Genomic DNA, 14,966 nt, shown 5'->3' with positions numbered 1-14,966 from the left:
TTCATGGAATATAAGTGATGTTGATATCACTGCACTAGAAAGCCATTTTTAAACGTTATAAATCAGATGAGGTTGAAATGCTCATAATAGGATTGTTTGTAGCCTCCCTCACTTTATTGATTGTTTTACTTTATCTTTTACAAGCCAAATTCAGCGCCCTACGATCACAACAACAGTTCTTAGCGCAACTCTGCTTTCAGTTAGAACAACAAAAACTTGAACGCAAAGCGTTAAATATCACCATTGTCCCACAGGAATTTGCCGCGCTTTATCACACCCTTGATGAATTATTAACGGCGCTACCAGCCAATGTCGGTAAAGACAAACTGACCGGTTTAGCTAACCGTGTGGGACTTAAACGCGCATTAACTGCAATGATGCCGCTGACTCACGGCACCATAGTGTTGATTGATATTTATCGGTTTCGCTATGTGAGTGATCTGTTTGGATTCATTTTTGGAGATATGCTGCTAAAGCAATTTGCTGAGCGTTTAAATGGCTTAAGTTTAGCGCCAAGATTAGTGGCAAGACTCAATGGCGATGAGTTCTTTTTGTATTACGAGCAAACGTTAACGGAAGATCAGCTGGTTCATTTACGCGGGCGTTTACAAGTACCTTTTAACATTAAGGGTATTCCTGTGAGCGTAAAACTTCAAATTGGCTGTGTGCACTTACAACAACACAATGCCGATACGAGCCAAATGTTACGTCGAGCCGATTTAGCACTCAAGAAAGCTCGAAACACTCGCAGCGCCATTGCGTTTTATGCCGATAATGATGATATTCGTCAGCTCAGAGAGTTGAAAATTATTGATAGTTTACCCAAAGGTCTGCAGCGCGATCAGCTCTATATGGTATATCAAGCCAAACAGGATATTGCCACAGGACGATGTTTTCAGGTCGAAGCGTTAATGCGCTGGGAGCATGACGAACTGGGCTCTATCTCTCCAAGTGAATTTATCCCCTTAGCCGAATACGCTGGCATGATTGATTTAGTCAGTCAGTGGGCACTCGATCAGGTGTTAGCGCAGCAAGCCAAATGGAGAGCCGCAGGAATGCATCTTTGTGTTGCGGTTAACCTATCAACCCGTGATCTTGATTGCGAAACACTCCCCCAAGACATCGCAACAAGGCTAGCTCATTATCAGTTGCCCCCCGAGTCTTTGATGATTGAAATTACTGAAAGTACCTTGATGGCCGACCTAAATAAAGCGGTGAAAGCGCTAACGGAGATCCGAGCGCTAGGTGTTAAACTCGCAATTGATGATTTTGGTACCGGCCATTCATCTTTAGCTTATTTAAAACATTTACCAGTTAATGAAGTCAAAATTGATAAGGCATTTTTACAGGATCTTGGGCAGGATAAACCGTCGGAATATATTCTGGAGGCTAGCATTAATATCGCCAAAAAACTGGGCTATGAGGTGACGGTAGAGGGAATTGAAACACTTGATATTAAAAACATGCTCGTGGATATGGGGGTTGATACCTTACAAGGCATGTATTACGCCAAGCCAATGCGTGCTGCTGAGCTAGAAACCACTTGGGAGCAGCTACATAATCCCGCTTAAATAGAGCCTACACCCAGTCATTGAGCCTTTTTATGACTTGATTGCATACAATGGCAAGATCATTCCTGCGTGATGGCTACAAATCCGCGACTTAATACAGCAATCAACTCTGCCGGCATAGGTGCTAATTGACGAGCTTGATTCATGCATACCATTTCAATGGTTGCCGTTACTGCGGGCTTTTTACCGCGAGGTCGCCAAATTTCCTGTTGCCATACCGTGCGGTACTTACTCTCGAAGTAAAACTGAGTGCGTACATCGATAATATCGGCAAACTCCACTCCTTCATGGCACAGCATATCACTACGATATACGGCAAAACCGAGCTGGTTTTGTTGCCATAAGGCACTTAGCCGTTCTGCACCAATCACATGCTCACGGGCACGCTCGAAATATTTTAAAAAATTAGGGTGATATACCACGCCAGAAAAATCGGTATCTTCGTAGTAAATTTGAACCGGAAAGGAAAACATAGGGCTAAATTGTGGCATAGAATTTACATCAGTTTGGGTGATTAGCGTAGCGCGCCAGTTTAGCGGTTTATCGGCTTGAACAACACCATAACAAGCAAAAAGCCATATTCACTTAAGCGAATATGGCTTTTTCGAATCATTGACGCTATGTTAGCGAATGATCATTTGATCGCGCTCAGGTCCAACAGATACCATGCTAACACGTACACCCATTAGGGCTTCGATACGTTCAACATATTGTTGGGCACCTATAGGCAGGCTTTCAAAGGTGCGACAACCGGTAATGTCTTCGCTCCAGCTTTGCATTTGCTCATACACTGGCGTTAGTGCAGCAGTTTGCGGCCAAATCGGATTCTCAGTGTGCTCGCCTGCATAGGCAACACAGATTTTGAGATCTTTCATGCCAGATAAACAATCAATCTTGGTCAAGGCGATTTCGGTAGCCGCTTGTAATTCAACACCGTTACGAGTCGCAACAGCATCAAAATAACCCATATCACGTGGACGACCAGTAGTTGCACCAAACTCGTTAGCGCTTTCACGGAATGCGTCTTGCTCTTCCATTGCCGTTACTAGAGTGCCTGTACCGACAGACGAGCTAAAGGCTTTTGCGACAGCAATTACGCGCTCAGGACGCAGTGCAGGTAAACCACTGCCGATACCGGCATAAGCTGCAGTGACGTTTGATGACGTGGTGTAAGGATATTCGCCATAGACTAAATCGCGGCCAGCACCCAATTGCGCTTCAAATAGTAAGTGAGCATCTTGTTTTTGCAATGCTTTTAACGGTTCAGTCACGTTGCAAATAAATGGACGCCAAGGAGCGGTCACTTCTAATAACCATGCGGTCATTTCAGCGGCAGTTTGCTTGAAATCACAGCTTGGATAAAGTGCCTTTAATTGTGGCATCTTCCAATCGAGCATAAATTGAATACGCTCTTGTAGCACTTCAGGTTGGTTTAACCAGCCGACTAAAATGCCTTTTTTCATCACGCGGTCGCCATAGGCTGGTGCAATCCCTTGACGGGTTGAACCATAGGCTAAATCGCCCAGACGCTGTTCTTCTAAGGTGTCTTCTAATGCATGTAAAGGTAAGCACAGTGTTGCACGGTCTGAAACGCATAATTTAACGTCAACACCCGTTGCTTGTACTTCAGCAATTTCTTGGCTCAGTGCAGCTGGGCTTATCACCATGCCAGGGCCTAATACTGCAATGCAGTTAGGATTGAATATGCCACTGGGTAATTGGTGTAATTTAAAGGTACCATAATCATTGACTACAGTATGGCCTGCGTTGTTACCGCCTTGGAAGCGGATACTCGCTGCAGCATTAGCGGCTAAATAATCTACGATGCGGCCTTTGCCTTCATCACCCCAATTTGCACCCACAACCACGATCGACGGCATAACAACATCTCCTCATTGGATTAAGAGGCTATGCTAGACCTGTCATTTGAATAAGAGAAATTAATTATAGTTATCATCTCAATAAGGATTTCATATATCATTGGTTGTTATTAACTATAGTTCTACTTTGGTGGTGAAAAATGCTCGATATTCATTGGTTAAAAACCTTTGTCACCTTAGCGCAGCACAAACACTTTGGTAAGGCTGCCATTGCGCTGCATATGACACAACCTAATGTCAGCTTGCATATTAAGCAGTTGGAGCAAACGACTCGGGTAAAGTTAATTGAGCGTAACCCTTTTAAGTTAACGCAGGCGGGATTTCGTTTATTGGAAAGCAGCGAAAGGACGTTAATGGAGTTGCAAATCTGTCAGGCGGATCTCAATGCGATTAATAATCTTAGCCAAGGTACATTAACGATTGCCGCAAGCGATATCATCTCGCGGTTATTATTAATCCAGCCATTTCAGCTTTTTAAGTCAGAGTTTCCGGGAATTGATTTTTCATTGCTCAATACCACGTCATCACAAGCTTCTGAATTAGTGACTAATGCTGAAGCAGATCTTGGTTTTGTTATTGCGCAAAAAGAGAGCCAACCACTGCATTTTACAGAGTTACAACAAATTAAATGGTGTGCATTAGGGGATAACTTACAGCAATGGCAGCAGGCAAAACGACCTATCAATGTGAGTTTAACCGAGCAACCGACGTTAATTTTACTCGGTCATGATACTCGTACCCGTGAGTTGTTAGATCCCGCATTGCCCTCACTTAATTTACCGAATTACAGGATTATGGAAGTCGGCAGTGTTGATGCTCAAATCGATTGGGCTGAAGCAGGGTTTGGCGTGGCGATTGTGCCAGAGTTTTCTGTTTATGCTAAGACGAACCTCACCACCACAGTGACTCCTCTCCCACAATTCCCGACAACGAGCTTAGGCTATATTGTGCGGCAGAATCAGGTCCTATCTAAAGCTATCAAACAATTGTTATATTGGGTAAATCAAGAGATTATTCGCTCGCAACGGTAGCTATTAGTGAGCTGTTGAGGGTAACTTTGTATACTGACTGCTAGCTTTTAGCTGTAATAATTCCTCACAAGGCTGTTTAGATAAGTTCTGTGCCAGCGGACTTTGCTTAGCAAACTCGGGGGGAACTTCATCATCAATCTGCATTTTTGCAGATTTTCCTTTGCGACTACATCAAACATCAATGCTGTATCGATACGACCTATTAGTAATAGGTTAATCAGCTGGCGACGGTAACAATATTTAGTTGTGCTTTTATAGGAGTATGTTGGGAAACCTTATCTACGATGACATTACTCATTAGTATTGTGATCTTAGGCGGTGATTTTTACCTAATCAACCATTAGTATATTCTGATTGAATAAAATCTAATGGAGTGTTTGTCAATGGCCGAAAAAGTAATTGAAGTAACAACACATATGGCAGGTGACTGGAAAGTCACGGCTCAGATCCGTGAGCATCTTTTAGTGATTGATCAGCCCACAGCAACAAATGAAGGTGCTAACCCTTTAGAGACGTTCTTATTTTCTTTGGGTGGTTGTATTTCTGCGATTGCTAGGATGGTTGCTCGCGAACAGAAGATTGAGTTGCGCCAGTTTGACGTACATGTTCGCGCTGTGATGAATAGTGCTGGTTTGCTTGGTCAGCCTTCGGATGACCCTGTGGGTTTTAAAGATATTGCCATTAATGTGAGTATAGATGCCGATCTTACTGAGGAGCAGAAGCGCACATTTTTAGATGTGGTATGCCACCGTTGTCCTGTGCATGACAACTTATTGAATCCTACACTAGTGACCCATGCCGTTAAAAATTAAGTCATTAGCGTTAATATTTAGCGTTTGCATATCCCCCTTGTTAGATAATTGTCTTATCGGGGGGATATGATTAGGATTATATTCTTCTTAGCACTTATATAGGGAAATACAGGGTTAGTTTTTAGAAAAAGCGTCCCGAAAATGTGTCAGAACCAGCTCAGCCACGCTACGCAGTTCCTTTGGACAAATGCCATTGGTTGCTTGAACGGCCATACCTTGCAACATAGTGCCTATGTAGCGTGCCAGCAGTAAAGGATCGGCATGTGCGGGTAAATCCCCTTCATCTTTAGCGCGTTGCAAGCGCTCACAAAGTGCTATTTCACCGTCGCGGCGACGATTGATCAAGGTTTGTTTGATGGCTTGCCCCGCTTCACTACAGGCCAAGGCACCTTGAACAATCAAGCAGCCTTGGGGGTGGCTTTCATCAACTAAGGAGCTGGCTGCACCTAATAACATCGCTTCAACAACTTGATAGGCGGTTTCTTGTTCTAATGAAGGGTAGAAAAATGCACAGGGACGTTGTTCATATAATTCTATAGCTTTGATAAATAACTGCTCTTTATTACCAAACGCGGCATAGAGGCTAGGTTTATTAATGCCCATTGCTTGGGTTAAGTCCGTTAATGACGTCCCTTCAAAACCTTTGCGCCAGAAAACTTCTAAAGCTTTTGCTAATGCATCCTCAGTGTCGAAAGCGCGTGGGCGACCTACACAGGGCGTCTGGGTGACGGTTGACATCATTAGGCTCCTTAATTCTCAATTGTCCCTAGGATAGACATGGGTTTAGCTGGTGTAAAGCCACTCTTGCTGACTCATCACAGATACAAGTGAATATGTCTACTTAGTCATCCTAGATGGCAGCTAAGTTCATCGTTCAATGTATAACAGCCGTTAAACGCCTTCACACCCACTAATAAGCTATAAAAAATCAATTGTTCTTCCTAAGACCTGCTCATGCAATACCTTGTAATAATCCGTTCGTCAATTAAATTTGTACCGATTGGTACATAAAATTATTGACAACGTTATTTTACGCTATATATTACCGCTCAGTACAGAACATTCTTTACCAATCGGTATGTATTTTTTGAGTTCGAATAGCGTGAAATGCCCGCCACTTTAAGGATTGCAATATGATAACGAATAACTTTTTACGAATAATGACGTTAACGGCTATAGCCGCTTTCGTTCTTTCTGCTTGTGGTGAGCAAACCGCACCGCAGGCGCAAGCACCGAGTGCGCCTATGGTTGATGTTGCCCAAGTCTTACACGAGCGAGTCACCGAGTGGGATGAGTTTACCGGCCGTTTACAAGCGCCAGAAAGTGTCACGCTGATTCCGCGCGTGTCGGGTTATATCGACTCTGTCAATTTTAAAGAAGGCGCGATAGTGAAAAAGGGTGAGGTGTTATTTCGCATCGACCCGAGCGTGTTTGAGGTTGAAGTGGCCCGGTTAAAAGCAGATCTTGCTAGCGCTATCTCTGCTGAGCAACTGGCCACAAATGACTTTGAACGGGCAGATAAGTTGTTTGATCAAAAGGCGGTGTCGGCCGAGTTGCTCGATACCCGTAATTCAAATAAGCGCCAAACTGCCGCCGCTGTTGCCTCAGTAAAAGCCGCGTTGATGCGCGCCGAGCTTGATTTAGCTTATACCCAAGTACAAGCACCGATTGATGGCCGCGTGTCCTACGCCAATGTGACCGCGGGTAACTATGTGACCGCAGGGCAGAGCGTGCTGACCAGCTTAGTGTCTACCGCCAGCATGTATGCCTATTTCGATGTGGATGAACAAACTTACCTTAAATACGTAAAGTTAACCGCGCAGAATAAGCGTAATGATCCGCGCGCGGGTGACAATCCTGTGTATATGGCTTTAGCCAATGAGCGCGATTACCAACATATCGGCATGGTCGACTTTGTTGATAATGCGATGGATAAGCAAACCGGCACCATTCGAGTTAGAGCTATCTTTAATAATGAAGACAATAACTTGCTGCCAGGCTTGTTTGCTCGCCTTCGCACTGCCGGTAGCGGCGCCTACGAAGGTATTTTGATTGATGATAAAGCCATTGGTACAGATCTTAATAATAAGTTTGTGTTAGTGGTTGGCGCCGATGGCACGCTTGAATATCGCGGCGTGACCTTGGGCGAAAAAGTACAAGGGTTACGCATAGTCACTCAAGGTTTGGTGGCAGAAGACCATATCGTTGTTAACGGCATGCAGCGCGTGCGACCTAAAATGCAGATTACTCCGCACATGGTTGAAATGGTCGACAGCGATAAACTGGAAGCAATACGCCAAGCTCAGTTAATGCTCGATAAAAACCAAGATCATTTGACGGCGCAAGCGGTTGAAACGGCTAGTCGCGGTTAAGGAATAACACACAATGTTGTCGCAGTTTTTCATTAAAAGACCGATATTTGCAGCCGTACTGTCACTGCTGTTTTTCATCACTGGGGCGATTGCCGTTTGGCAGTTACCGATAACAGAATACCCAGAAGTGGTGCCGCCCACAGTAGTGGTGACTGCTAACTATCCTGGCGCGAACCCTAAAGTGATTGCCGAAACCGTGGCTTCGCCGCTGGAGCAGGAAATCAATGGCGTTGAAGACATGTTGTATATGTCATCGCAGGCAACGTCTGATGGGCGCATGACGCTAACGGTTACCTTTGCCATTGGTACGGATGTCGATAGGGCACAAACTCAAGTGCAGAGCCGTGTTGATCGCGCTATGCCGCGTTTGCCGCAGGAAGTACAACGCTTAGGCATAGTCACTGAAAAATCCTCACCTGATTTGACCATGGTGGTGCATTTACTGTCACCGGATAACCGTTATGACATGTTGTATTTGTCTAACTACGCTGCGCTGAACGTCAAAGACGAGTTAGCCCGCATTAAAGGCGTGGGCGGAGTACGTTTATTTGGCGCTGGTGAATATAGTCTACGAATTTGGCTCGACCCGAATAAAGTCTCGGCGCTGGGCTTATCGCCCGCCGATATTATTGCCGCCGTACGTGAGCAAAATCAACAAGCCGCCGCTGGTAGCTTAGGTGCTCAGCCTAGTGGTAGTGCTGATTTTCAGTTATTGATCAACGTGAAAGGCCGTTTAACTGAGCTGTCTGAGTTTGAAGATATCATCATTAAAGTCGGCCAAAACGGTGAAGTGAATCGTTTGAAGGATGTGGCTCGCATCGAGCTTGGCGCTACGAGCTATGCGCTGCGTTCACTGTTGGATAATAAAGACGCGGTGGCGATTCCGGTATTCCAAGCATCGGGTTCAAATGCGATTCAGATTTCTGACGATGTACGCGCCAAAATGGCGGAATTATCTCAGTCTTTCCCTGAAGGCTTAGAATACGACATCGTTTATGACCCTACAGTGTTCGTGCGTGGCTCGATTGAGGCAGTGATCAAAACCTTGCTTGAAGCCGTGCTGTTAGTGGTATTAGTGGTGGTGCTATTTTTGCAAACGTGGCGCGCTTCTATTATCCCTTTGGTGGCTGTGCCTGTGTCGTTAGTCGGTACCTTTGCCTTTATGCATCTGTTGGGTTTTTCGCTCAACGCGCTGTCGCTGTTTGGACTGGTGCTCGCCATCGGTATTGTGGTCGATGATGCGATTGTGGTGGTCGAAAACGTCGAGCGAAATATTGCCGAAGGTTTAAGCCCTGTTGCGGCGACGCAAAAGGCGATGAAGGAAGTCACAGGCCCGATTGTGGCAACCACCTTAGTGCTAGCAGCGGTGTTTATTCCAACGGCGTTTATGAGTGGTTTAACCGGGCAATTCTATAAACAGTTTGCCTTGACGATTACTATCTCAACCTTTATTTCGGCGATTAATTCACTCACTTTGAGCCCAGCATTATCCGCATTATTGCTCAAGAGCCATGATGCACCAAAGGATGGCTTAACCCGTTTAATGGATAAGTTGCTCGGTGGCTGGTTATTTGCCCCTTTTAACCGCTTATTTAGCCGTGCATCCGATGGTTATGGTTGGTTAGTGCGTAAAGTGATCCGTTTTGGCGGCATTATCGGCCTAGTGTATTTAGGTATGGTAGCGCTAACAGGCGTGCAATTTGCTCACACTCCAACGGGTTATGTACCAGGGCAAGATAAGCAGTATTTAGTCGCGTTTGCTCAGTTGCCCGATGCTGCATCCCTTGAGCGTACTGATGCAGTTATCAAAAAGATGTCTGAGATAGCACTTAATCATCCTGGTGTGGCGCACTCGATTGCTTTTCCTGGTCTTAGCATCAACGGTTTTACCAATAGTCCTAACTCAGGCGTGGTGTTTGTTGCGCTTGATGATTTTGACGCGCGCAAGAGTCCAGAGCTGTCGGCTAACGCCATCGCTGGGCAATTGAATCAAGAGTTTGCCGGTATTCAAGACGCGTTTATTGCCATCTTCCCGCCGCCACCTGTGCAAGGCCTTGGCACCATAGGAGGGTTCCGTCTGCAAATTCAAGACAGAGCCAACCTGGGTTATGAGGCTTTGTATCAGGTGACCCAACAAGTGATGTACAAGGCGTGGGCCGATCCTCAATTAGCCGGAGTGTTCTCTAGCTATCAGGTGAACGTACCACAACTTGAACTGGATATTGACAGAACTAAAGCGAAACAGCAGGCCGTATCGCTCGATCAAATCTTCCAGACATTACAAACCTATATGGGCTCGACCTATGTCAACGATTTCAATCGTTTTGGTCGAACTTATCAGGTGAATATGCAAGCCGATGAGGCGTTCCGTCAAAGTCCGCAGCAAATCAGTCAGCTGAAGGTGCCCAATCTGAATGGTGACATGATCCCACTAGGGTCATTCATTAACGTCAGCCAAAGTTCAGGTCCTGACAGAGTAATGCACTATAACGGTTTCACCACGGCAGAAATCAATGCGAGTCCTTCCGCGGGTGTCAGTACCGGCCAAGCGCAGGCGGCGATTGAGAAAATTCTCGCCGAGACACTGCCAAACGGCATGAGTTATGAGTGGACTGAGTTGACCTATCAGCAAATCTTAGCGGGCAATACGGGCTTATTCGTCTTCCCGTTGGTGATTTTACTGGTGTTTATGGTGCTCGCAGCCCAGTACGAGAGCTTAAGCTTGCCATTGGCGATTATCTTAATCATCCCAATGACCTTACTCTCAGCGCTCAGTGGGGTGTTAATTTACGGTGGTGATAATAATATCTTCACCCAAATTGGCCTCATAGTGCTGGTGGGGCTGGCGACTAAGAATGCCATCTTGATCGTCGAGTTTGCAAAAGAAAAGCAAGATCATGGAATGGCGCCTATGGAGGCGATATTAGAGGCGGCAAGATTACGTTTACGACCTATCTTGATGACATCTATCGCCTTTATCATGGGTGTGGTGCCTATGGTGTTCTCCACGGGAGCTGGCGCTGAGATGCGCCAAGCTATGGGGGTGGCAGTATTCGCCGGTATGATAGGGGTGACAGTGTTTGGCCTTATCTTAACGCCGCTATTTTACTACGCATTGGCAAAGCGCGGCAGCAAAAAAGTCGATGACGATAATGAGGCTAAAGCAACTTAGGTTGTGCCCCTTTATTGAATGATGAATTAAATCAGGGCTTACATTATGTAAGCCCTTTTTTATTTGCGGTACAACAGTATGAGAAGCAGCCTTAAACTCTTTAGATTAGGACCGCGCTATTAACGCCTCTAGATTAGATTTTTGTTACTAAAATTAGCCGCAGTACCATAATGCTAAATGGCTGTTATGATGTACTGCTGCATGATTGGGTTGAATATTGCTCTGTGTTCAATGTTAAGTGATGGATGTTAAACGCGATATAAAGGAAAAGGTTAACTCTGTATGGCATTTTTAGCTAATACTGGTGGGCATGGCATTGTTAATATTTGAGGCAATGCATTACATGCTGAATAGTTTTCGCGCGCGGCTCATTTTAGTCTTTTTTATTGTGCTGACCTTAGTGCAGTTTGCTACCGCATTTTCTGTGTTAACGGCGACGCAAACAGACAACTTTTTACAGCAACAGAAAAGCCTCGATATTGGCGCTAACGTATTTCTCGAGGTGTTATCTAATCGCGGTATACAGCTAAGCCAGAGTCTCTCTGTGCTCAGTGCGGATTTTGGTTTTAAACGGGCGATTGCAACGGGTGAGCAAGAAACCATTGAGTCGGTATTATCTAATCATGGCTCGCGTATTGGCGCCGATGCCGTGGTGTTGTTATCACCTAAAGGGGCATTATTAACCTCGAGTATTCCTGGGCTTGACCAAGAGGATATTCAGTCTTTATTTGATATGACCACTAGCAGTAATAATGCCTTGGCGATATTAAACTTTGACCATGTAAGTTATCAGTTTGTACTGCAACCGGTTAAAGCGCCGACGTTAATCGCGTGGGTTGGCATGGGCTTTGTGTTAGATGAGAAAGTGGCTCAGCAAGCTAAAGCGATTACGGGTATCGATGTCAGTTTTGTCAATCAAGATACCGGCCGCACCGAAATAGCTTCCACTTTATCCGATGATGAAAAATTGAGTGTATTAACGCAAGCGAGCTTGTTACCTAATTTACTCACCATACCCAGTGAAACGATTCCGGTAGATCATCTGACCATGGCTCTCAAGTTGTACGACCGCAATGGTAGCCAGTTAGCGTTGTTGCATCAATCGAACCTTAAATGGCAACAAAGTTACCAGCAGTTACGTAATAACATGCTGTTTATTTTTGCCTTAACCTTAGCATTAGCGATCGCGATAGCCATCTGGTTATCGGGTAGCTTAATGGCACCGGTGCACCAATTGGTGACCTATGCGCGTAAAATAGGCCAAGGCGTAGTACCTAATAAAATCCAAGGTGCTCCCGCTGAGTTAGAAGTGTTAGCCAGCAGTTTATCGTTAATGCGTGAAGATATAGAGGCGCGTGAAAAGGATTTAGTGTATCAATCTCGCCACGATAGCTTAACGGGTTTGCTTAATCGTTTTGCCGCGAAGCAGTGTTTGGCTGAGCTTGGGCAAGGTTTATCCGGTGCTATGGTATTACTGGATATTAAACATTTTCGTCATATTAACGACATTATTGGGTTTGCCAATGCGGATAACTTATTAATCTTATTTGCGCGCCGTTTAGAGCAATTAGCACCGACGCCCGATTTACTTGCGCGTTTAGATGGCGATTCGTTTTTACTGCTTTATAACCAAGGAATACGCCCCGAACACTTACTTAAATCGCTGGATATGCTCGAAGCACCATTTCCTGTTCAAGGTTCGAATATATCTTTGACGGTAAGGGCTGGGTTACTAGTAATCGATGGTAATGGTACCGATGTCGATGTGTTAGTGCGCCGCGCCGAAATTGCCCTTAATCAAGCCTGTCTCGAAGAGCTACGGGTGGTGAGTTATCGTCAGGGCGATGATGAGAAATACCAGCGCGAACTCACGCTTATTCGTGATTTACCGATAGGCTTGGCACAAAACCAACTCTATCTCGTTTTTCAACCAAAAGTGGATTTGCATTTATATCAATGCACTGGCGCTGAAGCCTTAATCCGTTGGCAACATCCAACATTAGGGTTTATCTCTCCCGATGAATTTATTCAACTCGCTGAAAACTCAGGCAACATTGATATTGTCAGCCAATGGGTGCTCACGCAGGCCATCAAACAATTAGTTCTATGGCAACAACAGGGCTTAGTACTTAAATTGGCGATAAACCTGTCGGCCCACGACTTAGCCGATACCCGCTTACCGAATCAAATCGCCAGTTTATTAAAGGATAATAATCTGCCGAGCGGGGCGCTATGCATTGAAGTCACCGAAGGCGCTGTGATGAAAGATGCACAGACAGTGGTGAGTGTGTTGCAGCGCTTTCGTGACATTGGTGTATCAGTTGCCATTGATGACTTTGGCACAGGTCAATCATCGCTAGCTTATTTGAAAATTTTACCCGTTAATGAAGTGAAAATTGATCGTAGCTTTATTAAAGATATGCTGACCGACAGTCAAGATGTGATGATCGTCAATACCAGCATTCAATTAATCCACGGCTTAGGTTTTACCGTCGTGGCTGAGGGCGTTGAAGAGCAGGAGGGTGTTGAGGTTCTACGTCATTTAGGTTGCGATATGATTCAAGGCTATGTGTTTTCAAAACCGTTAAAAGTGGCCGATTTTGATGTGTGGTTTGAAGCGTTTAATCATCCAAAAACCACTGAAGCTTAAGTTAATTCGTTCAAAGTAACGTTAAAAAGACATTAAACGAAGCTTTGTCTTCGCTCAAAATAACTGCGGAGTATCCAGTGAGCATTGCCATAAATTCATTCGTTTTGAATTATGTAAAGGCTTTACCTTACCTGTGTTTTTTACTGGGCTCAACGGCTGCTTTAGCCGAAGGTAGCCGTGTAGTGGCAACGGGCGGCGCGACGACCATAGAGGGCAGTGCTGGTGGCGGCATAGTGCCATGGGCCGTGATTAATGGTTATGCGAGTAGCGGCGAATGGTCGGCAACGGCAATGGCAACGGGTGTTTATGTCGATGATTTTACGCTTAAGGTCATTGGCGCATCTTTGAGTTTTGATAATCGATTTGAACTCAGCGTGGCGCGACAAACCTTTGATTTGGATACCATGGGCGGCGAGTTAGGCCAAGATATCGTTGGCGTTAAATATAAGGTGGCAGGAGAACTGCTTTATACTGCAATGCCACAAATTACCTTAGGCGCACAGTATAAAAAAGTCGACGACTTTACTCTCCCTCAGGCAGTCGGCGCGCGAGATGATTGGGGAATTGATTGGTATGTTGCTGCCAGTAAAATATTTTTTGATGCGCTGGCGGGACGTAACCTATTACTCAATGGCACAGTGCGCGCGACCAAGGCGAATCAAACTGGTTTATTAGGTTTTGGCAGCCAAACCTTTGATGACTATCAATGGATGTTTGAGGCATCTGCTGCTGTGTTGTTAACGGATAATTTAGCGCTGGGTATTGAGTATCGGCAGAAACCCAATGAACTCGGCTTTGCCCGTGAGGACGATTGGCAGGATGTATTTTTAGCATGGTTTATCAATAAACATCTTTCCGTTGTTACCGCTTATACCAAATTAGGCAGTATTGCGGGTTTTGATGATCAGCAAGGCTGGTATGTCTCGGTTGAGGGCAGTTTATGAGCCGTTTATGGATAACAATGATGGCGTTAACCTTTGTGCTACTCAGTAGCGGATGCGCCGACAAATCGGTTCAACCCGCCCCTTTGCAAGCGGATACTACAAGCCTATATCAAGCTTTAGGTAATGATGCGGGCGTCAGTGCGATCATTGATGGATTATTAAAACGTATCTCAACAGACACGCGTATCGTACATCACTTTGATGCAACCGATATTGCGTTATTTCGTGAGCGATTAATTGAGCATATTTGTTGGGTTGCCGATGGTGATTGTGAATATCACGGTGAAAGCATGGAAAAAACACACCAAGGTTTAAATATTACCCAAGCGGATTTTGATGCCTTAGTGGGGCATTTGATCGCATCGATGAAAGAGCAACACATACCATTAGCGACCCGTAATGCACTACTAAAAAGGCTTGCGCCTATGTATTCAGACATTACCTATCATTAGGCATGTTGTAACGCTCAAAAAATCGCCGACCAAAATAGTGAACTTCATATGCTGCTGTCATGATTGATAGCAGCATTTTTTT

General features: G+C 45.1%; 11 protein-coding genes. 8 read left to right on the top strand and 3 right to left on the bottom strand.

Annotation, left to right across the window (positions count from 1 at the left end; all coding sequences use genetic code 11):
- The first annotated feature begins 77 nt into the window (after positions 1 to 77).
- Entirely contained in the window at positions 78 to 1,571 is a 1,494-nt protein-coding gene (locus ACRN9H_RS04315) for a putative bifunctional diguanylate cyclase/phosphodiesterase (RefSeq protein ID WP_432312605.1), read from the top strand.
- A 59-nt stretch (positions 1,572 to 1,630) separates the two neighbouring features.
- On the opposite strand, the gene ACRN9H_RS04310 is transcribed toward ACRN9H_RS04315, so the two are convergent.
- Both ACRN9H_RS04310 and ACRN9H_RS04305 read right to left on the bottom strand, forming a co-directional pair.
- Positions 1,631 to 2,062 (bottom strand): thioesterase family protein, encoded by a 432-nt coding sequence (locus tag ACRN9H_RS04310; RefSeq protein ID WP_263187713.1) that lies wholly within the window; start codon positions 2,060 to 2,062, stop codon positions 1,631 to 1,633.
- Between the two features lie 132 nt (positions 2,063 to 2,194).
- On the bottom strand, positions 2,195 to 3,451 hold the full coding sequence (locus ACRN9H_RS04305) for an adenylosuccinate synthase (RefSeq protein ID WP_432312604.1): 1,257 nt from the start codon (positions 3,449 to 3,451) through the stop codon (positions 2,195 to 2,197).
- Positions 3,452 to 3,591: 140 nt separating this feature from the next.
- Between ACRN9H_RS04305 and ACRN9H_RS04300 the strand changes: the two genes are divergently transcribed.
- Positions 3,592 to 4,482: a LysR family transcriptional regulator gene (locus ACRN9H_RS04300; protein ID WP_432312603.1), complete on the top strand. Its 891-nt coding sequence runs from the start codon at positions 3,592 to 3,594 to the stop codon at positions 4,480 to 4,482.
- 383 nt (positions 4,483 to 4,865) lie between these two features.
- Complete coding sequence (locus tag ACRN9H_RS04295; protein WP_432312602.1) at positions 4,866 to 5,294, top strand: OsmC family protein; 429 nt, start codon at positions 4,866 to 4,868, stop codon at positions 5,292 to 5,294.
- A gap of 114 nt (positions 5,295 to 5,408) precedes the next feature.
- On the opposite strand, the gene ACRN9H_RS04290 is transcribed toward ACRN9H_RS04295, so the two are convergent.
- Positions 5,409 to 6,035 (bottom strand): TetR/AcrR family transcriptional regulator, encoded by a 627-nt coding sequence (locus tag ACRN9H_RS04290; protein ID WP_220773345.1) that lies wholly within the window; start codon positions 6,033 to 6,035, stop codon positions 5,409 to 5,411.
- A 392-nt stretch (positions 6,036 to 6,427) separates the two neighbouring features.
- Between ACRN9H_RS04290 and ACRN9H_RS04285 the strand changes: the two genes are divergently transcribed.
- The 5 genes from ACRN9H_RS04285 (at position 6,428) to ACRN9H_RS04265 (ending at position 14,884) form a co-directional block, all read left to right on the top strand.
- Complete coding sequence (locus ACRN9H_RS04285) at positions 6,428 to 7,666, top strand: efflux RND transporter periplasmic adaptor subunit (RefSeq protein WP_432312601.1); 1,239 nt, start codon at positions 6,428 to 6,430, stop codon at positions 7,664 to 7,666.
- A 13-nt stretch (positions 7,667 to 7,679) separates the two neighbouring features.
- Positions 7,680 to 10,838 (top strand): efflux RND transporter permease subunit, encoded by a 3,159-nt coding sequence (locus ACRN9H_RS04280; RefSeq protein WP_432312600.1) that lies wholly within the window; start codon positions 7,680 to 7,682, stop codon positions 10,836 to 10,838.
- Between the two features lie 343 nt (positions 10,839 to 11,181).
- Positions 11,182 to 13,488, top strand: coding sequence for an EAL domain-containing protein (locus tag ACRN9H_RS04275; protein WP_432312683.1), 2,307 nt, complete (start codon positions 11,182 to 11,184; stop codon positions 13,486 to 13,488).
- Positions 13,489 to 13,565: 77 nt separating this feature from the next.
- A complete protein-coding gene (locus ACRN9H_RS04270; protein ID WP_432312599.1) occupies positions 13,566 to 14,432 on the top strand; it encodes a DUF3034 family protein in 867 nt (288 codons plus the stop codon).
- On the top strand, positions 14,429 to 14,884 hold the full coding sequence (locus ACRN9H_RS04265) for a group I truncated hemoglobin (RefSeq protein WP_432312598.1): 456 nt from the start codon (positions 14,429 to 14,431) through the stop codon (positions 14,882 to 14,884). The genes ACRN9H_RS04270 and ACRN9H_RS04265 overlap by 4 nt, the downstream gene beginning before the upstream one ends.
- Positions 14,885 to 14,966: the final 82 nt, after the last annotated feature.

Source organism: Shewanella sp. MF08487 (assembly GCF_050848685.1).
Classification (GTDB): Bacteria; Pseudomonadota; Gammaproteobacteria; order Enterobacterales; family Shewanellaceae; genus Shewanella; species Shewanella glacialipiscicola.
The sequence above is the reverse complement of the archived record's forward strand: the minus strand, read 5'-3'. Positions and strand labels throughout refer to the sequence as shown.

Bases quoted from the DNA above. Each gene is read 5' to 3' on its own strand.
- ACRN9H_RS04315 (WP_432312605.1), top strand. From the start codon at position 78: ATGCTCATAATAGGATTGTTTGTAGCCTCCCTCACTTTATTGATTGTT.
- ACRN9H_RS04310 (WP_263187713.1), bottom strand. From the start codon at position 2,062: ATGCCACAATTTAGCCCTATGTTTTCCTTTCCGGTTCAAATTTACTAC.
- ACRN9H_RS04305 (WP_432312604.1), bottom strand. From the start codon at position 3,451: ATGCCGTCGATCGTGGTTGTGGGTGCAAATTGGGGTGATGAAGGCAAA.
- ACRN9H_RS04300 (WP_432312603.1), top strand. From the start codon at position 3,592: ATGCTCGATATTCATTGGTTAAAAACCTTTGTCACCTTAGCGCAGCAC.
- ACRN9H_RS04295 (WP_432312602.1), top strand. From the start codon at position 4,866: ATGGCCGAAAAAGTAATTGAAGTAACAACACATATGGCAGGTGACTGG.
- ACRN9H_RS04290 (WP_220773345.1), bottom strand. From the start codon at position 6,035: ATGATGTCAACCGTCACCCAGACGCCCTGTGTAGGTCGCCCACGCGCT.
- ACRN9H_RS04285 (WP_432312601.1), top strand. From the start codon at position 6,428: ATGATAACGAATAACTTTTTACGAATAATGACGTTAACGGCTATAGCC.
- ACRN9H_RS04280 (WP_432312600.1), top strand. From the start codon at position 7,680: ATGTTGTCGCAGTTTTTCATTAAAAGACCGATATTTGCAGCCGTACTG.
- ACRN9H_RS04275 (WP_432312683.1), top strand. From the start codon at position 11,182: ATGCTGAATAGTTTTCGCGCGCGGCTCATTTTAGTCTTTTTTATTGTG.
- ACRN9H_RS04265 (WP_432312598.1), top strand. From the start codon at position 14,429: ATGAGCCGTTTATGGATAACAATGATGGCGTTAACCTTTGTGCTACTC.